Source organism: Virgibacillus kekensis (assembly GCF_042654125.1).
GTDB classification, from domain to species: domain Bacteria; phylum Bacillota; class Bacilli; order Bacillales; family Amphibacillaceae; genus Lentibacillus; species Lentibacillus kekensis.
In genome coordinates this window covers 540979-565798 of record NZ_JBHSFU010000003.1, presented here as the reverse complement: position 1 = coordinate 565798, position 24820 = coordinate 540979, and the positions used below count along the sequence as shown (strand labels likewise).

General features: G+C 41.1%; 27 protein-coding genes and 1 pseudogene. 23 read left to right on the top strand and 5 right to left on the bottom strand.

Going from position 1 to position 24820, the window contains the following annotated elements; genetic code table 11:
- Positions 1-62: 62 nt before the first annotated feature.
- Positions 63-314, top strand: a pseudogene (locus ACFO3D_RS04250) (helix-turn-helix transcriptional regulator); the annotation flags it as partial.
- 52 nt (positions 315-366) lie between these two features.
- Here the strand turns inward: ACFO3D_RS04250 and ACFO3D_RS04245 are convergent.
- Entirely contained in the window at positions 367-621 is a 255-nt protein-coding gene (locus ACFO3D_RS04245; protein ID WP_390293370.1) for a ferredoxin, read from the bottom strand.
- A gap of 692 nt (positions 622-1313) precedes the next feature.
- On the opposite strand from ACFO3D_RS04245, the gene ACFO3D_RS04240 reads away from it, so the two are divergent.
- From ACFO3D_RS04240 to ACFO3D_RS04225, 4 genes are read left to right on the top strand one after another with little or no spacing between them, the layout of a single operon-like run.
- Positions 1314-2378 (top strand): YpbB family protein, encoded by a 1065-nt coding sequence (locus ACFO3D_RS04240; RefSeq protein ID WP_390293369.1) that lies wholly within the window; start codon positions 1314-1316, stop codon positions 2376-2378.
- A 1-nt stretch (position 2379) separates the two neighbouring features.
- Complete coding sequence (locus tag ACFO3D_RS04235) at positions 2380-3924, top strand: RecQ family ATP-dependent DNA helicase (protein ID WP_390293368.1); 1545 nt, start codon at positions 2380-2382, stop codon at positions 3922-3924.
- Positions 3908-4477 carry a CPBP family intramembrane glutamic endopeptidase gene (locus ACFO3D_RS04230; protein ID WP_390293367.1) on the top strand — a complete coding sequence of 190 codons (570 nt, stop codon included), beginning with the start codon at positions 3908-3910 and terminating at the stop codon, positions 4475-4477. The genes ACFO3D_RS04235 and ACFO3D_RS04230 overlap by 17 nt, the downstream gene beginning before the upstream one ends.
- A gap of 10 nt (positions 4478-4487) precedes the next feature.
- Positions 4488-4811, top strand: a complete 324-nt coding sequence (locus tag ACFO3D_RS04225) for a hypothetical protein (RefSeq protein WP_390293366.1) — start codon at positions 4488-4490, stop codon at positions 4809-4811.
- Positions 4812-4860: 49 nt separating this feature from the next.
- Here ACFO3D_RS04225 and ACFO3D_RS04220 read toward each other — a convergent pair whose 3' ends face one another.
- From ACFO3D_RS04220 to ACFO3D_RS04210, 3 genes are read right to left on the bottom strand one after another with little or no spacing between them, the layout of a single operon-like run.
- The gene (locus tag ACFO3D_RS04220) at positions 4861-5430 is read right to left on the bottom strand and encodes a manganese catalase family protein (protein ID WP_390293365.1); all 570 of its coding nucleotides are present in this window, start codon (positions 5428-5430) and stop codon (positions 4861-4863) included.
- Between the two features lie 36 nt (positions 5431-5466).
- Positions 5467-5730 (bottom strand): spore coat protein CotJB, encoded by a 264-nt coding sequence (locus ACFO3D_RS04215; protein WP_390293364.1) that lies wholly within the window; start codon positions 5728-5730, stop codon positions 5467-5469.
- Positions 5723-5947 carry a spore coat associated protein CotJA gene (locus tag ACFO3D_RS04210; RefSeq protein WP_390293363.1) on the bottom strand — a complete coding sequence of 75 codons (225 nt, stop codon included), beginning with the start codon at positions 5945-5947 and terminating at the stop codon, positions 5723-5725. Before ACFO3D_RS04210 ends, ACFO3D_RS04215 begins: the two co-directional genes overlap by 8 nt.
- 168 nt (positions 5948-6115) lie before the next feature.
- Between ACFO3D_RS04210 and ACFO3D_RS04205 the strand changes: the two genes are divergently transcribed.
- From ACFO3D_RS04205 to ACFO3D_RS04190, 4 genes are all read left to right on the top strand, one after another.
- Positions 6116-6880 (top strand): metallophosphoesterase, encoded by a 765-nt coding sequence (locus tag ACFO3D_RS04205; RefSeq protein WP_390293362.1) that lies wholly within the window; start codon positions 6116-6118, stop codon positions 6878-6880.
- Positions 6881-7005: 125 nt separating this feature from the next.
- Positions 7006-7587, top strand: a complete 582-nt coding sequence (locus ACFO3D_RS04200) for a genetic competence negative regulator (RefSeq protein WP_390293361.1) — start codon at positions 7006-7008, stop codon at positions 7585-7587.
- 261 nt (positions 7588-7848) lie between these two features.
- Entirely contained in the window at positions 7849-9081 is a 1233-nt protein-coding gene (locus ACFO3D_RS04195; protein WP_390293414.1) for a Glu/Leu/Phe/Val family dehydrogenase, read from the top strand.
- Positions 9082-9181: 100 nt separating this feature from the next.
- A complete protein-coding gene (locus tag ACFO3D_RS04190) occupies positions 9182-10162 on the top strand; it encodes a YpdA family putative bacillithiol disulfide reductase (protein WP_390293360.1) in 981 nt (326 codons plus the stop codon).
- 29 nt (positions 10163-10191) lie between these two features.
- Here the strand turns inward: ACFO3D_RS04190 and ACFO3D_RS04185 are convergent, their stop codons facing one another.
- Entirely contained in the window at positions 10192-11163 is a 972-nt protein-coding gene (locus tag ACFO3D_RS04185) for an asparaginase (protein ID WP_390293359.1), read from the bottom strand.
- A gap of 84 nt (positions 11164-11247) precedes the next feature.
- Between ACFO3D_RS04185 and prsW the strand changes: the two genes are divergently transcribed.
- The 14 genes from prsW to spoIVA all read left to right on the top strand — a co-directional run bounded on the left by prsW (position 11248) and on the right by spoIVA (position 24671).
- Positions 11248-11925, top strand: a complete 678-nt coding sequence (gene prsW, locus ACFO3D_RS04180; protein ID WP_390293358.1) for a glutamic-type intramembrane protease PrsW — start codon at positions 11248-11250, stop codon at positions 11923-11925.
- 190 nt (positions 11926-12115) lie between these two features.
- Positions 12116-12955, top strand: a complete 840-nt coding sequence (sleB, locus tag ACFO3D_RS04175; RefSeq protein WP_390293357.1) for a spore cortex-lytic enzyme — start codon at positions 12116-12118, stop codon at positions 12953-12955.
- A gap of 15 nt (positions 12956-12970) precedes the next feature.
- Entirely contained in the window at positions 12971-14314 is a 1344-nt protein-coding gene (gene ypeB / locus ACFO3D_RS04170; RefSeq protein ID WP_390293356.1) for a germination protein YpeB, read from the top strand.
- Positions 14315-14391: 77 nt separating this feature from the next.
- On the top strand, positions 14392-15042 hold the full coding sequence (locus tag ACFO3D_RS04165; RefSeq protein ID WP_390293355.1) for a flagellar brake protein: 651 nt from the start codon (positions 14392-14394) through the stop codon (positions 15040-15042).
- Between the two features lie 208 nt (positions 15043-15250).
- Entirely contained in the window at positions 15251-15928 is a 678-nt protein-coding gene (cmk, locus tag ACFO3D_RS04160; RefSeq protein WP_390293354.1) for a (d)CMP kinase, read from the top strand.
- Positions 15929-15938: 10 nt separating this feature from the next.
- Entirely contained in the window at positions 15939-16544 is a 606-nt protein-coding gene (locus ACFO3D_RS04155) for a lysophospholipid acyltransferase family protein (RefSeq protein ID WP_390293353.1), read from the top strand.
- Between the two features lie 72 nt (positions 16545-16616).
- The gene (gene rpsA / locus ACFO3D_RS04150; protein WP_390293352.1) at positions 16617-17747 is read left to right on the top strand and encodes a 30S ribosomal protein S1; all 1131 of its coding nucleotides are present in this window, start codon (positions 16617-16619) and stop codon (positions 17745-17747) included.
- Positions 17748-17880: 133 nt separating this feature from the next.
- Positions 17881-18483 (top strand): YphA family membrane protein, encoded by a 603-nt coding sequence (locus ACFO3D_RS04145; protein ID WP_390293351.1) that lies wholly within the window; start codon positions 17881-17883, stop codon positions 18481-18483.
- Between the two features lie 115 nt (positions 18484-18598).
- Positions 18599-19909, top strand: a complete 1311-nt coding sequence (gene der / locus ACFO3D_RS04140) for a ribosome biogenesis GTPase Der (protein ID WP_390293350.1) — start codon at positions 18599-18601, stop codon at positions 19907-19909.
- A gap of 13 nt (positions 19910-19922) precedes the next feature.
- Complete coding sequence (locus ACFO3D_RS04135) at positions 19923-20960, top strand: NAD(P)H-dependent glycerol-3-phosphate dehydrogenase (protein ID WP_390293349.1); 1038 nt, start codon at positions 19923-19925, stop codon at positions 20958-20960.
- Positions 20961-21019: 59 nt separating this feature from the next.
- A complete protein-coding gene (locus ACFO3D_RS04130; RefSeq protein ID WP_390293348.1) occupies positions 21020-21280 on the top strand; it encodes a stage VI sporulation protein F in 261 nt (86 codons plus the stop codon).
- A 763-nt stretch (positions 21281-22043) separates the two neighbouring features.
- A complete protein-coding gene (locus ACFO3D_RS04125; protein WP_390293347.1) occupies positions 22044-22241 on the top strand; it encodes a DUF2768 domain-containing protein in 198 nt (65 codons plus the stop codon).
- 11 nt (positions 22242-22252) lie between these two features.
- A complete protein-coding gene (locus tag ACFO3D_RS04120) occupies positions 22253-22978 on the top strand; it encodes a hypothetical protein (protein WP_390293346.1) in 726 nt (241 codons plus the stop codon).
- Between the two features lie 214 nt (positions 22979-23192).
- Positions 23193-24671, top strand: coding sequence for a stage IV sporulation protein A (spoIVA, locus tag ACFO3D_RS04115; RefSeq protein WP_390293345.1), 1479 nt, complete (start codon positions 23193-23195; stop codon positions 24669-24671).
- The last annotated feature ends 149 nt before the right edge of the window (positions 24672-24820 follow it).

Genomic DNA, 24820 nt, shown 5'->3' with positions numbered 1-24820 from the left:
TGGGTTTACCAGGTGTTCGAATTATCATATAATTTGAGATAGTACGGAAATGGGATGAGGAAATGAAAAAAAAGGAAATGATTGAAAACCTATCAGAAAAAATGAAATTAATCCGGGTGGAGTATAATTATACTCAGGAACGAATGGCAGCTGTTCTGGGAATATCAAAGAAGTCACTTATCCAGATTGAGAAACGGCGGATCAATGCAAATTGGACAACCACTGTGGCATTATGTGCGCTTTTTCGGGATAGCGAGATTATCAGACATACTTTGAATGATGACCCTCTAACAGTACTTAAAACTATGCAATATGAAGATCGATAAAACAAGCCCATCCCATTAGAATGAGACAGGCCAAATTAGATTACTCATCTTCAAATTTCAGAGGATCACCGTTAAAAGGCTTATCTGAAACTTTTATGGAATCGGTCGGGCAGCCTTCATAGGCATCCTCCATGTCCTGCTCCAATAACTCAGGAACGGCTGCAGTTCCTGTATTCTCATCAAGAACCACATAGGCTATTCCTTCGTCGTCATAATCATATATATCAAGCGCTGCAGCTCCGCAGGCTCCACAAGCTATGCATGTTTCTTTATCGACAATTGTATATTTGGGCATTTTAATTCCCTCCTGCAGGATAAACCCACTATCCATTAATTCTATTTTAAGGCTGATTTTTTTACATTTCAACCTAAGGTTTACGTGTTATGATAAATAATGAACCGTTTTTATGGTAATCGTCACATATTTTTCAAAGGTTTTCTAAAGATTGTTGTTTTGGATACATAATCTATAAACTGCGAAGTAACGGCGAAGCTTCGCTCCGGCAGAATACTTCGCTTTCACCGCTCCGGGTGCAAGTCCAACATCTGTTCAAGCTAAAGCTTTCACAGTGTTTCCTTTGCCGTGGGCACGGCCTCAGCCTCCTCAGAAGCAAAAAACGCTTCTTGCGGGGTCTTCGCCTCGTGCTGTTCCCACTGGAGTCTCCGTATTCTTCCTCCGCTAATATATGTTCACTATGTGAAAAGATTAAGAGGTCAATGTAAATACAGTACAAATCAGCCTTATTCCAGCGGAGGAAATACACGGAGACTCCTACGGGAGCAGAGGCCTCGATGAGACCCCGGAGAGAGTTAGCTCAACGGAGGCTCAACAGCCGCCCGTAGAAAGCGTAGTGTATTTCCGTAGCGACGAAGACGCACTTATTAATCGTGAGTCCGAGTTAAGCATTGATTTTTCACTACTTCGCATTTTATATCAAATGCGATGGTTACACAAAAAGGTTTTTTTCAGAAAGGAGGTGGTGGGAATTGCTGCTCGATCGTTTACTTATGCTTTGCTGTACCAGATTCGGAGAAGCTCGTACTGTTTCTGCTGCATTTCACCTGCTCAAAGGGAGAAAGTCAATTCAGACAGTGCAGGATTCACATATATATAAGCTAAAGAACTATTATGGGATATATAAAACATTAAAAAAACAGGATTTTCACCAGCGGCTAGAAGTGCTTTTTAAAGAACAAGTACTTGAACGGGTCAACGATTCATCAGCAGTGGCCGGATTGCATTATCAGAAATGGCTGGAAGAAACAAATGATTACAAATTGCCTGCAGAATACTTTAATGGGATTCGGTATTATAATATTGCACAACATTTTTGGGACCGGTTAACATTGTTTGTTCAGACACTGACTAATAGCTTCAATGGCAACCTGCAGTTTATCCCGGTCTCTGAAAATTCGACAGCCACCGAATGGATGCGTGTAAAGTATCAAGAAATAAAAAGTAACGAAGCGGCGTATTTGCAAATATTGCATGATGAATTGGAAACAATCTTCAGGTATTTGAATGACCGGGAAGCAAGTATAATTGTCGATAGTCTGACAGGATACAAATTACACGGAATGAGCAGTTTTCAGCTCGCGGAACAGCATAATCTTAAAAGGCTGGATGTACCTTTAATTCTAACAGCTGTAATTCATCAACTATTATTTTTAATAGAACAAAAGAAGCAGGAATTTCCAATTATTGCCAGTATGCTGGACGACATGCCCGTAGACAGCAGGCTAACCAATTCTGCTAAAAAGACGAACCAACTGCTTTATCAACACCGATCCGTGGAGGAAATTGCTGCAATACGCCAGCTGAGACTAAATACAATTTATGACCATCTAGTCGAGATTGCGCTGTATGATAAACAATTCTCGGTTGATGATTTTGTGAACAAGCAACATCAAAAGGAAATAACTTCAGCCCTGGATACAGTAGCGTCTAATAAACTAAAAGATATTAAAGCCCAGGTTAATGAGGATATAAGCTATTTCGAAATCCGTTTAGTTCTGGCCGCTGAAAATCCTATCATAGTAGGTGAAGAGTAAGATGCATGATATTATACTGAAAAAACAACTCAACGAGCAATTTAACATTCCTTCTTTTCGTACTGGTCAAGAAGAAATCATTAAGGATGTATTAAATGGTAACGATGTCCTGGGAGTTCTGCCGACCGGGTCTGGGAAGTCCTTGTGTTACCAGCTTCCGGCTACCATGATGGACGGACTTACCATAGTAGTATCTCCATTGATATCACTAATGCAGGATCAGGTTAAACAACTTAGGGCAACAGGCTTCAAAGCAGTTGAAGCGATTAATAGTTTTATGGCAATAAAGGAAAAAAAACAGACGCTTCAGAATCTAAATAAGTATAAATTGATATACATATCACCTGAGTTACTTTTGCAGCCTGTAATAAAAAAGCACTTAAGAAATGTAAGGGTGAGTCTCTTTGTGATTGATGAAGCCCATTGTATTTCGCAGTGGGGGCATGAATTTAGACCTGACTATCTCCGTCTGGGTACGATGATTGACTATTTGAAGAACCCTCCAATTCTAGCATTAAGTGCAACAGCAACCAGAGAAGTGCAGAATGATATTGCAGTTTCGTTAAATCGCCCGGTGATTAACAGGCATATATATCCGATGGACCGCGAAAATATTGTGTTTACGGTTGAACATCTAAATAATGATGCTGAAAAGCAACATAAAATCGCTGAAATACTGGAAGATTACCGGGTCCCTACCCTAGTTTATTTTTCGAGCAAGCGTAAGGCAGAAGAAATTGCAGCGTTTTTGGCCAGAAATCTTCCAGACCATCGAATTGCCTTTTATCATGGGGGGATGGACCAGACAGACAGAATTTCGATTCAACAGCAATTTATGAACGACCAACTCGACGTCGTATGTTGTACTAGCGCATTTGGAATGGGAATCAATAAGCAGGATATCAGGCTGATCATCCATTATCATTTTCCTTTACAGATAGAATCTTTTATTCAGGAAATTGGACGAGCAGGACGTGATGGGAAGTCAAGTGTTAGTCTATTGCTATACGCAGATGGGGATGAATATCTTCCAAATGCGTTGATTGAGAATGAATTACCTGCCCCTGACATGCTGAAAGAAATGTTTTCCAGGTTATATCAACTATACAAACAGGCTCCATCACTTCCTGATGCGACCCAAATCATGGAAATATTACAGATTAGTGAAACACAGTGGCGTTTTCTCCACCATCAGCTGGAGGGTAAAGGAATTATTAATGGTAACGAACTTGTTTTTAGTGGTGAACTCTGGAAAACCAGTTATCATGAAATCTATAGACTTGTGGTAGATAGGGTCAAACTGAAAGAACAGAAGTTATGGGAAATGACAAGTTGGATACATTATGAAGGTTGTCTGCGTAAAAAGCTCTACCAAAGTTTCCAAGATGACTTTAAAGCTCCTCTGGCCGGCTGCTGTTCCAATTGCGGGTATTCTATAAGCACCTGGGAGCCTGAACAGAGTAATTACAGCACATCAGCAGGCTCGTGGCAGAATAAATTAAAAAAACTATTACTATCCGGAGTGGACCATGCAGAAACAAAGTGAAATTATTAAACAATTGACAGATAAAGAACTTGTAAAGCAGTTGGTAATCTCTCAAATGCTTTTACTCTTGCTGGCAATTATATTAAGCCTTTTTTTCTTTGGTGATTTCTCCGATTGGGCTCACTACTTTCGCCTAGATGGACCGGGTATTATATACTATGGGGTCCTGCCTGGTCTCATTATTGTTATACTGGATATACTGTTTGTGATTATTTTTCCGGAAAAATACTATGATGATGGCGGAATTAATGATAAAATTTTTAGAAAACGACCACTGATTCAAATAGCTGGCATTGCCTTGATTACGGCTATATCGGAAGAATTGCTATTTAGGGGTGTGCTTCAGACAACTTTTGGGTATGTAGTAGCTAGTATCTTTTTTGCAGTTGTTCATATCAGATACCTGAAAAAACCACTTTTATTGATTTCTGTATTGTTTGTTAGCTTCTATATTGGCTATATTTTTCTGCTTACTGAGAATTTATATACAACAATTACTGCCCATTTTGTCGTAGATTTCCTTCTGGGAGCAGTTATCCGTTTTAAAAAGTGAGGTGCACAACATGCGGGAAGAAACGAAGAATCACGAAGATCAAGCAGAAGAACTGCGTAAATTATTTAATGAAGTGGAGAGTCAGGGGGAAGATAATCGTCCACTCATAGAAGACACAGAAATAAAAGAGGAAGGGAAACAGGACCGGGATGTGGATATATTGAATTTGCCACCACGCAAAGAAGTGCATGGTGGCAAAAATACCGGTACCAGGTTTAAAGTAAGCCGGGCGTCACTCCGGCTGGTAACAGTTATTGTTATTCTATTTCTTGTCATTGCTGGGGCATACTATTTATGGGGGCCTGAGCTTTCCGAAATCATTAATGGTCTGTAGGTTTTTATTCCAAAATAAAAGGTGTCTAGTAACAGACACCCTTCAGACTTCAGAATATTTTTTTCTTATCCCGTTCCTCCTTCAGAATTTCCACAGCTTCCCTGAAACGGAGTGAATGGACTACTTCTCGTTCGCGCAGGTATTTGAGGCCGTCGTTAAGTTCAGGGTCATCTGACAGATTAATGATCCATTGATAGGTGGCACGGGCTTTTTCTTCGGCGGCAATGTCTTCATAAAGATCAGCAATTGGGTCGCCTTTTGCTTGAATATATTCAGCCGTCCATGGATTCCCGGCTGCATTATGATAGAATAATGCATTGTCATGGTTTGCATAATGGGCACCTAGCCCAGCAGCATCCATTTGTTCAGCAGTAGCATCTTTTGTGAGTTTGTAAACCATTGTGGCAATCATTTCCAAATGAGCGAATTCTTCCGTTCCGATGTCTGTCAGAAGCCCAATGACTTTATCTGGAATGGTATACCGCTGGTTTAAGTACCGGAGTGCTGCAGCAAGCTCTCCGTCCGCACCGCCGTATTGTTCTATCAGAAATTTGGCAAGGTGAGGGTTACACTCACGGACTCTCACCGGGTATTCAAGTTTCTTTTCGTAATACCACAAATTATCTCCTCCTCTAGAAACAGGTATTTCCTGCCATTAAACCTGCCATGGCCATGGGGTGTCATCCCAGTTCCATGGATAATTGGAATAACTCCGTCCATATTGCATGAGCGGACCGAACTTTTTCTCGAATTTTACTTTCAGTTCTTTACTTTGCTTTGCGAATAAATTAAATTGTTCGATTGCATCATAATCTTGAGGATGGGTGTCTAAATAAAGGGTCAGTTCAACTAACACGAAATCGACTGCCTGTATTTCTTCCATCAACTGATAATATTCCTTTGGAACGGTTTTAGGCATCCTCATCACCTCTTTTAGATGGGGCGGGATATGGACTGAAGAGAAGAGGCCATAGAGTTCCACGGTACAGGGCTTCCTTTGGCCTGTACTGCTCGAGTCCCTGGGGCTGAAAGTTAACGTATAATTCTGGTGGAGTACTATAGCTTTTCACCCTAATAGGGGGGCAGGGGTCATATGGGCTTACATACGGCTCCCAGTATTTATATTGTGTAAACATAAAATCCTCCTTCCAATAAAGATATACACTCCTTTCATGCTTATGAGTCTTATTGGATGTCCTATTCGGCAATTTTAGGGAAAGTTTTCTTTTAATCAAGGTTAAATTGATATACCGTAGACTCGGATGAACATCCGCATAGGGTATTTGCGAGAGGAAGATCGGTAAATGGTTTATTTATTTTTTGTTTTAGTACTGTTATCATTGGTATTACTCTTATATATGGTGTTTAAAGCCCATCACGATAAAATTGGTCATCATCGGATTACGAGTGAAAAGATTGATAAAGAATTCAGCCTGTTTTTTATTTCCGATGTTCATCGCCGTAAGATAAAAACTGAAACTCTGGAGCAGATACCTCAGGATATTAGTTTTGTGGTAATTGGTGGGGATCTGACAGAAAGCGGTGTACCTTCAGCAAGGACAAGGGAGAATATTCGCAAGCTGAAACGCTGGGGGGCGCCGATTATTTTTATCTGGGGCAATAATGATTATGACGGTGATCCTAATGAATTGTACAGTCTTTTGCAGGAAGAGGATGTAACCATTCTTGCCAATCGTAACTGTGCAATCCCAGTTAATGGTAACAAAATAAGTCTTATTGGACTGGATTGCTGTCATCGTAGTGAAGCGCTGTTTGATGTCGCAAGTGAGGGTGCTGAAGGTACATATAAAATTTTGCTTACGCATGCACCGAGCGCATTTTATGAACTAGACAGGGAAGAACAGGACAAGGTAGATATGGTACTAGCAGGACATACTCACGGTGGACAAATCCGCATTTTAGGGTTCGGCTTTTTTAAACGTGGTGGTTTGGAGAGAATAGGCAATACAGACGTCCTTGTCAGCGAAGGGTATGGTTATACAAGACTTCCTATGCGCCTTGGGACGAATGCTGAATGTCAGATAATTACGTTCGGGAATAAAATGTAATGTTCAACAATCATCGTTGCGGCATATAGTATAGTAAAGAAAATTGTTAAGAATACAAATTAATAACACGATCAGTACACCGAGTTAATGTTTTTTAAAATCGGGTATATAAAGGAGGATGCTTTATGCGAATTGAACGAGTGTCCGATAACCAATTTACAATTTTTCTGACATTTGATGATCTGATCGACCGCGGCTTTACAAAAGAAGATTTGTGGAGTGACGCGGGAAATGTCAGAAATTTGTTCAGTGAAATGATGTATGAAGCAAGTTCGGAACTTGATTTTGAATTGGAAGGTGTCCTGCTCGTACAGGTTCATTTGATGCAGGCACAGGGAATGCATGTTATTGTTACACAAAAAACAGAAACTTCAAGTTGGGATGAGGATTTCATTGAGATGAAAGTAACATTGGATGAAAGCAAAGAACTGATTTTCTCGTTCGTGGAATTTGAGGATGTCATTCGGGTTTCCTCCAGCCTGGCCGCAATAGGAGTGGATGGTGGGCAGGTATTTTATATGAACAACTGCTACTATATGCTGTTCCATGAAAATGAACTCGGTTTACTAAATAAGGAAAATCTTATAGCTGTTATGTCTGAGTTTTCCTCGCCTAGTATCATTACTTCCTACCGGCTTAAAGAATACGGAAAAATTATCATGAGGGAAAATGCTGTTAGCCAGATTATAGAATACTTCTATCATTAAGGCTAATCCCCTTGCGCCCGGCAGCTGTTGTTTAACAAGTCAGATTTTGTGTAATATCAATACAAAACGGCTGCTCAGGCCGCAAATTATTTCCGCTTCACCTTTCTGGAGAAAATAAATTTATATTATTGCATATTTATCACGAAGGTGTATACTAATTGCTGAGTACTGCTATAATAAAAATATTTTTTGGATAATCTAGGAGGTAAATTCATGGTAGCCGACAAAGCAGCAGATTCTACCAAAGAAGAAAATAACAAAATGGATGTGTTGAGTTCAACACGAACTGTTGTAAAAAACGCCCTTGAGAAATTGGGTTACCCTGACGAAGTGTTTGAATTACTGAAAGAGCCCGTTCGCATGATGACTGTACGAATTCCTGTCAGGATGGATGATGGTTCCATAAAAGTCTTCACAGGATATCGTGCTCAACATAATGATGCAGTTGGCCCGACTAAAGGAGGCATCCGGTTCCATCCGGATGTAACGGAGAAGGAAGTTAAAGCCCTGTCTATTTGGATGAGTCTGAAAGCAGGTATTGTTGACTTGCCATACGGTGGGGGTAAAGGCGGAATTGTGTGTGACCCGCGTGAAATGTCATTCCGTGAACTGGAAGGTGTGAGCCGCGGTTATGTCCGTGCAATTAGCCAAATCGTTGGTCCTACTAAAGATATTCCTGCTCCTGACGTATTTACAAATTCACAGATTATGGCTTGGATGATGGATGAATACAGCCGTATTGACGAATTCAATAATCCAGGATTCATAACAGGGAAACCGATTGTACTGGGTGGTTCACATGGAAGAGAATCTGCAACTGCAAAAGGTGTAACTATTTGTATTAATGAAGCTGCCAAAAAGAAAGGGATCAATGTAAAAGGTGCAAGGGTGGTTGTACAGGGGTTTGGTAATGCGGGAAGCTTCCTGTCTAAATTTTTGTATGATGCCGGCGCAAAAGTTGTAGGCATTTCCGATGCTTACGGTGGTTTGTATGATCCAGAAGGTTTAGATATTGATTACCTGCTTGATCGTCGTGACAGCTTTGGAACAGTAACAAAACTGTTTGATAGCACTATTTCAAATCAGGAATTACTTGAACTGGACTGTGATATTCTTGTACCGGCTGCAGTAGAGAATCAGATAACGGAGGAAAATGCTCACAAGATTAAGGCAAGTATTGTGGTGGAAGCGGCTAATGGACCTACAACATTGGAAGCAACCAAAATCCTTTCTGAGCGTGGAATCCTTCTTGTACCGGATGTAATTGCATCTGCTGGTGGTGTAACCGTATCCTATTTTGAATGGGTACAGAATAACCAGGGGTATTACTGGACGGAAGAAGAGGTTGCTGAAAAGCTTGAAGCGATTATGGTCAAATCGTTTAATAATATTTATAATACTGCAGAAACCAGGCGGGTTGATATGCGTTTAGCTGCATATATGGTTGGTGTACGCAAAATGGCTGAGGCCTCCAGATTCCGTGGCTGGGTATAAGCAGGTTAATTAATTCTAAAACGAAAAAAATGACGAAAAAACTCTTATCATGTATAGTAGGATAGGAGTTTTTTTATATGGAAAAAGGAAGTGCGAGAGTATGCAAAAAGAGAACACCATTATTGTAGGTGGTGGACCCTGTGGAATGTCGTGTGCAATCGAACTCCAGAACCTGGGTATCAAGCCGCTTATTATTGAAAAAGAAAATATAGTTAATACTGTTTATAACTTTCCTACACATCAGACGTTTTTCAGCTCAAGTGACAAACTGGAAATTGGGGATGTACCGTTTATTACGGAAAAACAAAAACCCGTCCGTAATCAGGCACTTGCATATTATCGGGCTGTTGCTGTTCGGAAAGAATTACGGATTCATACATTCGAACAAGTTTTCTCCATCTCTTCAGAGGAAGGCAAGTTCCAGGTGGAAACGGAAAAAGAAGACGGGGAAGTTGCCGAATATGAGGCGAAAAACGTAATTATTGCAACAGGTTATTATGACCAGCCTAATATGATGGGGATTCCAGGAGAGGGACTTTCTAAAGTAATGCACTATTTTAAGGAAGCGCATCCTTACTTTAATACGAATGTAGCTGTAATTGGCGGTAAGAATTCTGCTGTGGATGCGACATTGGAGCTATATAAAGCAGGAGCGCGTGTGACAGTGCTCTATCGTGGAGATAGTTATTCCAAAAGCATCAAGCCTTGGATTCTGCCTGAATTCGATTCCCTTGTTCGTAAAGAAAAAGTAAAGATGGAATTCAATGCTTCAGTAAACGAGATAACGCATGATAATCTGACATATACCGTAAATGGCGAAGTTAAACAGATTGATAATGACTTTGTGTTTGCTATGACAGGATACCGACCGGACTATAACTTCCTGAAAAGTGCAGGTGTTTCAGTTGATGAGGTAAATGGTAGACCAGACTATAATAGAGAAACTTATGAAACAAATATACCTGGCATTTATGTTGCCGGTGTGGTCGCAGCCGGTAATAACAATAACGCCATTTTTATTGAGAATGGCAGGCACCATGGCAAGATCATAGCAGAACATATAAAAAATAAGAAAAGATAACAGCTAAGCGGCTGTTATCTTTTCTTTTGCTAGTATTCGTTTTCAAATATCTGCCTCAATGTTTCCTGGTTTTCCGTTTCTTCAAGGGCAATAAGCATTTTAATCCGGGCTTTTGGTCCTGTTAATCCGTTTGAGAAAATTACGCCCAATTCCTTCAGTTGTCTACCCCCACCGTCATATCCGTACGTAGGTTGAACGATCCCCTGGTAACATCGTGATACCAATACAACAGGGATATTATCATCCAACAATTTTTTAAGAGGAGTGACAGTTGCATCTGGCAGGTTTCCCTGTCCAAGACCCTCTATTACTATCCCATCAGGCTTCGCTGAATGCAATAGGGTCAGCATCCCATCATCCATCCCCGCATAAGCTTTCAATAGAAAAACATTTTTGGTAATTTGGTTTGCCGGATGTCGGTGTTTAGTCAAAACGGTATGATGAAAGATAATCGACTCTTTAGTTATAATTCCAATCGGTCCATACTGCGGGCTTTGGAATGTGGCAATATTACTTGTTGATGTTTTTGTTACATTGCTTGCTGTATGAATTTCATCATTCATCACAACCAGGACACCTTTTTCGACCGCGTCATTTTCGATGGCCACCCGCAACGAACTGATCAGATTATAAAGTGCATCCGATCCGATTTCGTTACTGGAACGCATTGCCCCCGTGAGAATCACCGGTTTGTCCGTCTCCAGAACCAAATCAAGGAAATATGCCGTTTCTTCAAGGGTATCTGTCCCATGTGTAATTACAAATCCATCGTAATCATTAACCCGTTCCTTAATCACCCTTGCTAACTGAAGCATGTGCTGCGGAGTTATCTGCGGAGAAGGAAGTGAGAACGCAACAGTCTCCTCAATTTCCGCATAAGCAGTAAGATGAAATGATAAAGCGGATAGCGGGTGTTTTGCGGTCGTTGACACCTCACCGGTTTCTTTATTTTCAAGCATGGAAATTGTTCCGCCTGTATGTACAATCAGTATTTTTTTCATAAAATCACCCAACTTAATTTCTATTTTCATTCCTGTAACTTAATGATACGATGAAACTACCATAATTGGAAAGAGGTCCGTCTTATGATTGCAATTTTCTCGGCGGGAATAGCACCTGCTTTTGCCCTGCTTTCGTTTTTTTATTTAAAAGACAGGTTTACAGAACCAATAGCTTTAATCGTAAAAACATTCCTGTTCGGAGCTCTTCTTGTTTTTCCGATTATGTTTATTCAGTATGCATTTACTGCAGAGAATCTTACCGACAGCACATTCATTCAGTCATTCGCCCTAATTGGCTTTACGGAAGAATTTTTTAAATGGTTCATCTTTGTTTATCTCATATATAATCACACCGAGTTTGATGCGCATTATGATGGTATTGTGTATGCTGTTTCCATCAGTCTGGGTTTTGCAACTGTAGAAAATCTTCTGTACTTGCTAAGCCATGGTATCGAATATGCTTTTGTGCGAGCATTGTTTCCTGTATCGTCCCATGCCTTATTTGGTGTAATTATGGGTTATCACTTTGGTAAGGCCAAGATTAAAGAGAAACATAAGAAAAGGAACATTACGCTTGCTTTGTTATTTCCGTTTTTACTCCATGGCAGTTATGATTATATCCTGACTACAGTTACTAGTGAGTGGTTGGCCTTGTTAATCCCTTTTATGATACTACTCTGGTTTATGGGGATTAGACGAGTTAAAACCGCAAACCAGCCATTGTTAGCTGATATAGATCAAATCAGGCATAAAAAGGCCTGATTCCCTTCGTATGAATTTATACGAAGGGTTTTTAAATTTATCAGATCATACGGTTATAAGCTGGTCGCTTGTGCTTTTTTAATAGCTTGAGCCCCGATCCTCCACCTGCTTATTAAATCTTCATGAATAAAAAGGTCGTTTAGTTAAAAAATACTTGTTACATGACAATGTATAGCAGGAGGATAACTAAATGACTTATAAAAAAATGCTTCTATTCATTTTCATTATATGTTTCCTGGCAGTCGGGCTTCAAATGTCACAACAGGCAAAACCGGTTGATGCATTCAGTCCTCAGGTGATACAGCACGGCTCCACCGGAGAGGACGTTATTGAACTGCAAGCAAGGCTTCAGTATCTGGGATTCTATAATGGAGAGATTGATGGGGTTTTCGGTTGGGGAACCTACTGGGCACTTCGTAACTTCCAATACGAATTCGGCCTGAAAATAGACGGGCTGGCAGGACCTGAAACAAAACAAAAACTGGTCGATGCAAGCGAATATGATGAACAATATGTTAAACAGCAGATACGGCAAGGGAAAGACTTCACACACTATGGAGGAACAGAACGAAATAGGGGTGAAGGTCAAGCAAATCAAGGAAATCGCGGTGGAGGCAGAAATAATAATCAACCGGCCGAAGCGACACCTACTGCTGTCAATGTGCCACAGGGATTTTCTCAAAATGATATCCAGCTGATGGCAAACGCGGTCCACGGGGAAGCAAGAGGAGAATCATATGTCGGCCAAGTTGCAGTAGCGGCGGTAATTTTGAATCGTGTGGAGAACGCTTCATTTCCAAATAGTGTTGCTGGGGTTATTTTTGAACCCAGAGCGTTCACCGCTGTCGCAGATGGACAAATATGGCTTACTCCTAATGAAACAGCAAAACAGGCAGTACTAGATGCAATTAACGGCTGGGATCCTACTGGGGAAGCAATTTATTACTTCAACCCTAACACAGCGACATCGGATTGGATTTGGTCACGGCCGCAAATTAAGAAAATCGGAAAACACATATTCTGTAAATAGCAGGGAGTGATGAACATGATACGATGGATTTTAATAGGTGTTCTGACAGTAGGTATAGCTGCAACAGGTTTTTGGGGCTATCAGGAGCATCAGGAAAAAAATGCAGTTCTAATTCAAGCAGAAAACACTTATCAGCGTGCGTTCCATGAATTAACATATCATATGGATCTATTGCACGATAAAATTGGCACCTCACTGGCAATGAATTCAAGAGAACAGCTATCACCGCAGATGGTTGAAATTTGGCGACTGACATCCCAGTCGATTTCCGATGTGGGTCAATTGCCCCTGACTTTGCTGCCTTTTAACAAAACAGAGGAGTTTCTATCCGAAATAGGTGATTTTACTTACCGTACTGCGGTGAGGGATCTTGAAAAGAAACCATTGACTGATAAGGAGACCCAAAAACTAGAAGAGCTGTACAAACAGTCAGGAGAATTGAAAAGTGAACTTCGGCAGCTGCAGCATGTTGTTATGGAAGAAAATCTCCGTTGGATGGATGTACAGCTAGCCCTCGCTACACAAGATGAGCAGGCAGATAATACCATTGTCGATGGCTTTAAAACAGTTGAAAAAAAGGTTGAAGGTTATACTGAGAGTAATGTGGATTCAGCGATTATTGGCACTTCCTCCGGAGAACATCAGTATAAAGCCCTGAATGGTGAAAAGCTTAGTAAGCAGAAGGCCATTGAACGTGGCAAGGAGATGCTCAATGTAAAAAACTCGGATAATCTTACAATAACTAAAACCGGGAAAGGTGCAGAAATTCCTACGTACAGTATTTCATATGATAATGGCAATAAATCAGCATATATGGACATGTCCCAAAAGGGAGGACATCCAATTACACTTTTGGTAAACAGACCGGTCAACGAACAGAAAATCAGCTTAAACGAAGGACTTCAAAAGGCTAAAAACTATCTTGACAAGTATGGTTTTGAAGATCTGATAACTTTCCAGAGCAATCAGTATGAAAACATTGGAGTCTATTCATTTCTTGCAAGTCAGGATGACGTAAGGATTTATTCCGATGCTGTTGAAGTAAAAGTTGCACTTGATAATGGTGAACTGCTGGGCTTTACTGCAAGGAATTACTGGATGAATCATACAAAACGGGATATTCCGGAACCTAAGCTATCCCTGAAAGAAGCTAAAAATAAAGTTAATCCGGAAGTAAAGATAAATGAAAATCATATGGCGATTGTCGATAACGACCTTGGTGAAGAAGTTCTGGTATACGAATTCCTGGGCGTTCTAGGTAATGAAACATATCGTATATTCATAAACGCCATGGATGGAACCGAAGAGAAAGTCGATAAACTGGGTGGTACTGAATTGAATTTTGCTGCAGTAAATTAGGGAAGGACTAGGTCTTTCCCTTTTTTCACTTTTCTGTGATAATGGAGATACAGAGGAAATAATTGGGGGCAAAAAAAGTGAAAATCGGTACATTACTCAGCCTGGAAATCAAGGATCGCGAAAAGGGGGAAATTGTCAGGTTTCGTTGCAAAGTCGCAGAGAAAAATGAACATTATTTGTTTATCGATCATCCAATCGAGGTAAAAACCAATAAGTCTGTTTTTCTGCCTGAAGGAACACATCTTATTGCATCGTATGTCGGAAAGGATCAGTCGGTATATCAGTTTCATACGAAAATAGCAGCCCAGATAAAAATGAATGTTCCAGTTTTAGCAATACATATCCCGAATAAAGATAAAATAAAAAGAATTCAGCGCCGGGAATATGTCCGGGTTGAGACCGCTGTCGATGTGGCCATCCATTCTGTAGAACTTTCTTTTACAACAGTTACTTCAGATATAAGTGGCGGGGGAATGGCTATTATCATTCCTTCTAACAAACTAATTGAGGCAGAGGACGAAATGGATATCTGCCTGGTATTACCATTGGATTCAGGTGATTATCAGTATGTCAACGCTCTTGCCGAAGTGGTCCGGGTGAAGGAAGATAAAAGTTCTGCCAGGATAGCCTCAATGAAATTCACCAAAATTTCGAAGTATGCTCGGCAGGGGATTATTCGGTATTGTTTCGAGCGCCAGCGGGAAGCGCGCAATAAGGAATTACTGTAGCATTTGTTCCTTACAGCCAGATTAGACCATGATTTTATACTTATGTTATTATTTTTACAGGTATTTAACTTGGGCTTGGCTGAACGCCAAGTTTTTCATTTGCAGGCAAGAAAACATAAAAAATTCCTGCCTGGACATTGTCCAAAAGGGCTTTAATGTCAGGTTTTTAATATATGATGAATGGATATGAGAGGAATGGAAGATTTAAATGAGTAAACCAATCGCTATAGCAATTGATGGACCAGCTGCTGCTGGAAAAAGCACGGTAGCTAAGATTGTAGCAAGAGAACTGTCTTATATTTATATTGATACTGGAGCAATGTACCGGTCCATAACGCTGAAAGCACTCGAGAATAGGATCTCTCTTGAGGATGAGAAAATGCTTTCCGGGCTTCTCGATGATACCTCGATTGAACTTATTCAAGGAGAAGACGGCCAGCGTGTTCTGGTGGATGGTAAGGACGTCACCGATGAAATACGTACTGAAAGAGTAACAAACAATGTATCGGACGTTGCTAAACATCCAACTATTAGAAAAGAAATGGTCGGAAGGCAGCAACTTCTTGCTACGAAGCGGGGAGTAGTTATGGATGGAAGAGATATTGGGACCCACGTCATTCCTGATGCAGAGGTGAAAATTTTCCTGATTGCCACCGTGGAAGAACGGGCAAAGAGAAGGTATGAAGAAAACTTGCGAAAAGGCTTTAATCCTGACCTTGAAACGTTAAAAAAGGAAATTGAGCGGAGGGATATGATAGACTCCGAGCGCGAGGCGGCACCATTGCTGAAAGCAGAGGATGCAATCGAAATTGATACGACATCATTAACAATTGATCAGGTTGCACAAGCTATTCTTACTGAGGTTCGTAAACTGGACAAGGAATAGGGGGGAGAATATGAGTCTTTATAAATTTGCGAAGTCTGTAGTGGCTGCACTTCTCTTCCCGCTCTATCGGATTCAAGTTTTGGGAAAAGAAAATGTACCCAAGTCTGGGCCGGTCATTATCTGTACCAATCATATTTCCAACTTGGACCCGCCTGTTGTAGGAATTACTTCGCCAAGGGATATTTCGTTTATGGCCAAAGGGGAATTGTTCGACAAACCGGTTCTTGGGAGGTTATTAGTGGGTATCCGGGCATTTCCGGTAAAGCGCGGTCTTAGCGATCGGAACGCTTTGCGCAGAGGACTGGAAATTCTAGCTAATGGTGAAACGCTTGGATTATTTCCAGAAGGGACCCGCAGCAAGACAGGTGAGCTTGGAAAACCACTTTCCGGTGTCGGATTTTTTGCCCTTCGTTCCAACGCAACTGTTATTCCATGTGCGATTATCGGTCCGTATAAGCCTGGCAAAAAACTGAAGGTTGTGTATGGAGAACCGTTAAATATGGAAGCATACCGAGCAGCAAAGGCTTCTGCCAAAGACACTTCTGAAGCAATCATGGCTGAAATAGGTAATCTTATCGAAAAACATAAATCTCAGCCTGCATCACTTGACAAATAATTGTAAATATTAGAAGTTATATAAAAGAGTATATTAGTGTACTGCTGTTTGTAACTTAAGGAGGGCTATAGAATGAGTGAATCTAATGAAACACAACCATTGAATGTAGGAGATGTTATTACCGGGATTGTTATTAAAGTGGAGGAGAAGCAGGTTCTGGTGGATATTGGCTATAAGTCGGAAGGGATTTTGCCGATTAGTGAATTATCAAGCCTGCATGTTGAACAGGCAAGTGATGTTGTCAATGAAAATGACGAGGTTACTGTTAAAGTAAAGAAAATGGATGACGATGAAATTATCCTTTCTAAGAAAGATTTGGATGCAGAAGAAGCATGGGAAACACTGGAAGATAAATATAACAGTGGTGAGATTTTTGAGGCAGAGGTAAAAGAAATTGTGAAAGGCGGCCTTGTAGTCGATGTCGGCTTGCGCGGGTTCATCCCGGCTTCATTGGTTGAAACCTATTACGTAGAGGACTTTTCCGATTACAAAAATAAGACACTTACCGTTAAGGTGGTTGACCTGGACCGTGAACAAAATCGTGTGATTCTATCCCATAAAGATGTAGTGCAAGAAGAAGAGAACACTCGTAAACAGCAACTTCTTCAGACTCTTGAAGAAGGACAGGTCATTGAAGGTACCGTTCAACGGCTAACAAGCTTCGGGGTGTTCGTGGATTTAGGAGGAATTGACGGTCTGGTTCATATATCCCAGCTTGCTCACGAGCATGTCGAAAAGGCATCAGATGTAGTATCTGAAGGCGATAAAATTAAAGTTGAAATTCTTTCAGTTGACCGAGATAACGAGAGAATTTCCCTGTCTCATAAGAAAACCCTGCCTGGTCCATGGGCCAATATTGAAGAGCGTGTGTCAAAAGGAGACGTACTGGAAGGAACCGTTAAACGCCTTGTCAACTTTGGTGCGTTCGTTGAAGTATTTACTGGTGTAGAAGGCCTTGTCCATATCTCACAGATTGCCAACCGTCATATTGGAACACCCCAGGAAGTTCTTGAAGTTGGTCAGCAGGTAAAAGTTAAAGTGCTTGATGTAAGTGAAAGCGACGAACGGATGTCACTTACTATTAAGGAATTGGAACAAGAGCAGGCGGCTGCAGAGTATAAGCAATATGAAAGAGATGAGGAGCAATCCGGCTTCCAACTTGGAGACTTTATTGGTGACAAACTGAACAAATATAAAAAGTAGTTTTATTTTGAAGCGGCTGTTTCTATAAGAAGCAGCCGCTTTTTTTACAAAACAAAAGACCAATGGCTTTTAAGCAAGTTGCCTGTTTAAAAGGTAGCTTATTCAGCTATACTGCTAATGGCAGGTGATGAGGATGGCTAATGGTCTGATATTTTATTGGTTGAGTTGGATGCTGTGGATTGTAATCACATTTTTCTTGAATAAATCTTTTATCCGTACAATGGCAGCTTGTTTTACACTTGCGATGATTTTTTTGGCCGAAACGTATATAAATTTAATGTCATTAAAGATTTCTTTAAGTTATATCTTGCTCCTAGGGTTATTGATCGTTTTCCAGGCAAAAAAGAAACAATTGCTCCTCCATACTTTTACAGCATTCTCAGTGGCAGTTGGATATATGGGGACATTAATCTGGGTGAATTTCACTCCATTAAACCTGTTTTTTCCTTCAGATGCAGTGATTTTTGTCGTTCTGCTACTCCTGATTTCTAATATTATCAGCAAACCAAAAAGCAGACTGGTCGCAGGGAGTCTGGGAATCACTGTTGGGGAAATAGGATACAGCTTAATTTCAATTTATTACGGGTATAAGGATATTGTTGGGGACATGGGATTTTTTGACCTACTCACTCCTGTTGTCGGGGTTATATTCATACATACGTACATTATTGAAGCCAGACGGAAGGCAAATAAAAGCAATATTATAACCCGGCAAAAGCTAAGAAAGAACGCATAGCCTTCAGTCTATAATAATAATTGTTTATACTGCGTTCTTTTGCTAGAATTAGTAAAAGCTGGTTCGGGAACGATAAGCGAATAATCGAGACATGTACAGAGAGGATGTTCCTTTCATGAGGAAATCTGTTGTTGCAATTGTCGGAAGACCCAATGTGGGTAAATCGACCATTTTTAATAGACTTGTTGGAGAAAGAATTTCAATTGTAGAAGACGTACCTGGCGTAACACGCGACAGGATATACGCACAGGCTGAATGGCTGACCTCAACTTTCAATCTGATCGACACGGGTGGTATTGAGATAGGGGATGAGCCTTTGCTGGTGAAAATGCGGCAGCAGGCAGAAATCGCCATTGATGAAGCCGATGTGATTATTTTTCTACTTAATGGACGTGAAGGTATTACGGCAGCCGATGAAGAGGTTGCCAAAATGTTGTTTAAATCAAATAAGCCTGTAGTACTTGCAGTCAATAAGATGGACAATCCGGAAATGCGCGAAGAAATATATGAATACTATTCACTTGGGTTTGGAGAACCTTATCCTATATCAGGGTCACATGGACTTGGGCTTGGGGATATGCTGGATGCGGTAGTCAGCAAGTTTCCAACTGATGATACGGAAGAGGTTGAGGAAGATACAATCTATTTCAGCCTGATAGGACGACCCAATGTGGGGAAATCCTCGCTGGTTAATTCACTTTTGAATGAAGAACGGGTTATTGTAAGTGAGATTGAGGGAACTACACGTGATGCTATCGACACACGGTTACGAAAAGATGATCAGGATTTTGTGATTATTGACACGGCTGGGATGCGGAAACGTGGAAAGGTTTATGAATCAACCGAAAAATACAGTGTTCTCCGGGCGCTAAAGGCTATTGAGCGTTCTGATGTAGTTCTTGTCTTAATTGATGCAGAAACAGGCATCAGGGAGCAGGATAAAAAGATTGCGGGCTATGCGCACGATGCTGGCAGGGCAATTATAATCGTGGTCAATAAGTGGGATACGGTAGAATCAGATGAAAAGGCTATGAAACAGTTTGAAACCAAGGTGAGATCGCATTTTCAGTTTCTTGACTATGCCCCGGTTGTTTTCCTGTCAGCAAAAACAAAGAAACGAATTCACACATTGATTCCTGCTATTAAAGTGGCAAGTGAAAACCATGCTAAGCGAATTAAAACCAATGTATTGAATGATGTAATTATGGACGCATTAGCAGTTAACCCAACACCAACGGTAAAAGGAAGACGGCTTAAGGTCCTTTATGCAACACAAGTTAGTGTTAAGCCTCCAAGTTTTGCTGTCTTTGTGAATGATCCTGATCTTATGCATTTTTCCTATGCACGTTTTCTGGAAAACAAAATCAGGGAAGCATTTGGATTCGTTGGTACGCCAATAAAAATATTCCCGAGGAGACGCCAATAAGGAGGAAAAGAAATTGAGTAAAGTAGCAGTCTTAGGAGCCGGCAGCTGGGGGACAGCACTTAGTATTGTGCTGGCAGACAATGGCCATGATGTCCGTTTATGGACACATCGTAAAGAGCAGGCGGAAATAATCAACTCAACACATAAGAACGAGAAATACCTGGAGATTATGGTCCCGGAGCAGATTAAAGCTTTCAGCAATCTTGAAGAAGCGATTGATGATGTCACCGCCATAGTGCTGGTGGTTCCATCTAAAGCAATTCGGGAAGTCTGCAGTGAGTTGAATAAGGTACAAAAAAATAAACCGACACTTATTCATGCCTCTAAAGGAATTGAGCCAGGATCACTTAAACGCGTGTCTCAGGTAATCAGCGAGGAAATGGATGCATATTCCGAAGAGGATATTGTTGTGCTGTCCGGACCAAGTCATGCAGAGGAGGTCGGCAAACGGCAACCTACCACCGTTACTGTATCATCGCTGAATATGAGTAACGCCGAGATCGCTCAGGATCTGTTTATCAATGAGAATTTTCGTGTGTACACAAGTCCGGATATCATCGGCATTGAACTGGGCGGTGCGCTCAAAAATATTATAGCTCTCGGTGCTGGTATTTCAGATGGCTTAGGATATGGGGATAATGCAAAGGCAGCGCTAATCACCCGTGGTCTAGCTGAAATTACCAGGCTTGGTGCTTCACTCGGTGCTAATCCACTTACATTCCTTGGACTCCCGGGTGTAGGAGACCTTATTGTCACCTGTACTAGTGTTCATAGCCGTAACTGGCGTGCAGGAAATTTGCTTGGTAAGGGAAAAAAGCTTGATACGGTGCTTGAACAAATGGGAATGGTAGTTGAGGGCGTCCGTACAGCAAAAGCTGCTTATCAGTTTGCCGAGGAACAAGGGATAGAGATGCCGATCACTAACGGAATACATCAGATCCTGTTTGAGGACATGCAACCAAAGGATGTTGTCGAGCAGCTGATGAGCCGTACCAAAAAAGAAGAAATGAATGATCTTGCAATTCTAATAAGTACAAACTATGGTAAATAACACGTAAATGCTCCCCATGCATATAATATGTTGTATTAATCATGCAAGGAGGAGAGTTTGTGAGTGATAGCCAGGAAAATCTGTTTGACAAATTACAGCAACAGTCCAATGTAAGTCCTGATGAGATTTTTAAGGTTGCTGATTCGGTGAAAGACGCTGACTTCTCTGATGAAGAAACTATCAGGGGGCTGGTTCACCACTTATCCAAAATAGCGAATACACCGATATCCAGGGCGAAGGAAGATAAAATTGTTGAGTCGATTTTGAATAACAACATGCCAATGGATATGCAATCGCTTAATCAAATTTTTAAAAAGTGACCGAATCTGGGCAAGTGAGGATACATTAATACGGATGTTTGCATAAACTGAATCGCACAAGCATTCATGGATAGATCTGCTGTGGGTATTATTTAGTCACCCCGGAATGGAGCCAGCCCCCTCCATTCCGGATTTTTGATTTTCAACAAAATTCTTTACATAAATTGTGGAGCTCTATAACCCTCGTAGTTGATGTAAAAACTGCAAAATAACTCGTAGCTTCGCTCCGGAAATACCTTCCGCTTTCATCACTCCGGGTGCAAGCACGACATCTGCTCATAAATTCGCAGTGTCTCCTTTGCCGCCTGGCAACGCTTCAACTGCCTCGGAACAAAACCACTTCCTGCGGGATTTTCAGCTGTTGCTTCGATGACCAGGACGTTCTAGTACCGACATTGGTCACAGGACGTAACTGTTTTTAGCCGGTGATCCGCTGGAGTCAACTTCCCTAGCGTAAGCAATACGCGTAGACTCCTGCGGAAAAACGAGCCTAAGAGACCCCACAGGGAGCGGTTTTTGCGACCGAGGAGGCTCGTGGGGAGTCCGCGGAAAGCGAAGTGTATTGCTGAAGCGAAGCTTAAGCTATTCCTAAAGCCATTTGTTCACAGTCTATACATTTTTTGTCCAAAACGAATTTTTTTAATAAAACAGTCTTCAAACAAGAAAGAATTGACAAGCGTTTGTTCCATTTTTGTCAAAGTTCGTTCGAAAATGGTATGTTATAATACGTAGAGCGTAAGTACGGAAAATAGGAGTGAACAGAATGTCGGAATCAATGCTTAAGATGTACATATCATTCGGTGGCATGGCTTTACTGTTGGTGGCTATCGGGCTAATTTTACTTAGTAGATATAAACTGAAGGGAATCTTTGCCGGAATTGTAGCAGTATTGGCCTATCTATCGCTGTTTACAGGTGGACTAATTATCTTATATATAGTTTTCAGCGGCCCGACCGCTTAGGAGGCAACATGATGAAAAACAGATTTATAAAATCTTTTGTTCTTTTAATTTTAGTGACTTTACTTAGTGGCTGTCTTTATCCTGAAAATCAGCTTTCCAAAAATAAAGTGCCAAATGAAGTACAACTAAAACAAATGCAGTCAGCAATAGATACATATCAGAAAGAAACCCAAGGTCTTCTTCCTATCAAGACAAAACCCCAGGGTACACCTATCTTCCAGAAATACCTGGTTGATTTTAATGCACTAAAGGAACGAAACCTCATTTCCTCAATCCCAGGAACTGCATATGAGAATGGCGGGGTTTATCAGTACACTATCATTAAACCTGAAGAAGATCCCACTGTTAAGTTGCTTGACCTGCGTGTTACAGATGCATTAAGGGAAGTTAATGTGAGACTTGAAATGTACCGTAATGAACATCTCTATCCACCTTTTGGTGAAGAAATAACGGACGATGTGTATACAGTGGACTATAAAAAACTTGGGTATGAAGCCCCTCCACATGTAGTTAGCCCTTATTCGCAGAAAAATCTTCCGTTTGTTATGGATACCAACGGGAAGCTCTATGTGGATTATCGGATAGATTTAACCAATGCACTGAAGGAGTACGAGCATAACTATAAATCAGGCGATGATATACGTTATTTACTTACGGAAAACACGCCTTTTGTACCAGCATATTCACTACCTTATACTATAAAAGACGGTGAACCGGTTTTTATGAAGCAAAATTAATATCATATTTAATCCCTTGTAACATATATTGTGTTGCAAGGGATTTTTTTGCATATATCATGCATCTGAGCGGGCAATAGAAAGTTATATACGAATATTTTCTTTTAGTCATAATTTGAGTCATATTTTGATAGGACAACATCATAGACTTGTAATGTCAATTATTCGTAGTATGTTCATCATTATCTGGAATAGGAGATCGGGAGGGGATCGTTTGGAAAGAGTGGATATTTTCAAAGATATTTCGAAACGGACGAATGGGGATATTTATTTAGGGATTGTAGGTGCTGTCCGAACCGGTAAATCAACTTTCATAAAGCGTTTTATGGAATTGGTTGTACTGCCGAATATCGAGGATGAAAGCGAACGGGGAAGAGCACATGATGAATTGCCGCAGAGCGCTGCAGGCAAAACAATCATGACAACTGAACCTAAGTTCATCCCAAATCAGGCTGTATCGGTTCATGTGGATGAAGGGCTCGATGTAAATGTACGTCTGGTGGATTGTGTAGGATATGCTGTAGATGGGGCAAAAGGGTTTGAGGATGAGAACGGCCCCCGAATGATTAACACACCATGGTATGAGGATCCGATTCCATTCCATGATGCAGCAGAGATTGGCACACGCAAAGTAATCCAGGAGCATTCAACTATCGGAGTAGTCGTGACCACCGACGGCACAATCGGCGAGATTGAACGTGCCGATTACCGTGATGCTGAAGCCAAAGTTGTTGAGGAGCTAAAAGAAGTTGGAAAGCCATTTATAATGGTGGTCAACTCGGTTCGGCCGACGAGCCAGGAAACTGAGCTTTTGCGGCAGGAGTTAACGGAGGAGTACGATATACCAGTACTGGCAATGAGTATTGAGAATATGACCGAGCATGACGTTTACAATGTACTGCGAGAGTCTTTATACGAATTTCCGGTACTTGAAGTAAATGTAAACCTTCCAAGCTGGGTGATGGTACTGAAAGAAGATCACTGGCTTCGGAAGAGTTACCAGGAAGCAATTCAGTCAACTGTTAAGGATATCAGGCGGCTGCGGGATGTTGACCACATAGTTGGAAATTTCTCCGAATATGAGTACATCGAAAGTGCAAATCTTGCTGGTATGGAGATGGGTGAAGGGGTTGCAGAGATTGACCTTCACGCACCTGACTATCTGTACGATGAAGTGCTAAAAGAAATTGTCGGAGAAGAAATCCGAGGCAAAGACCATTTGCTCGAACTCATGCAGGACTTTGCTCATGCCAAGAAGGAGTACGATCAGGTGGCCAGTGCTATTCAGATGGTTAAACAGACTGGTTATGGAATCGCTGCACCATCACTGGAGGATATGGCGCTTGATGAGCCAGAAATTATCCGACAGGGATCTAGATTCGGTGTTCGTCTTAAAGCAGTAGCGCCATCCATTCATATGATTAGAGTTGAGGTCGAGTCAGAGTTTGCACCTATTATCGGAACTGAAAAACAGAGCGAAGAACTTGTCCGTTACCTGATGCAGGACTTTGAAGAGGACCCACTGTCAATTTGGGAGTCCGATATCTTTGGAAGGTCTTTAAGTTCCATTGTACGAGAAGGGATTCAGGCAAAAATTGCCCTAATGCCAGAGAATGCCCGATATAAATTAAAAGATACACTAGAGCGGATTATCAACGAAGGCTCCGGTGGTTTAATAGCAATTATTCTATAGCAGCTGAAACTAGTTGCTATTTTTTTTGCTTTTTTTCTTTGCAACAGCAGGATTTTGAAGTCCTATGTCGTATATCTTTTAGAAAGGTGTTATACTTAGCGGTCTGGCAACGATTTGACCGGGATATGGTATATTTTTTCCTGGCGGGT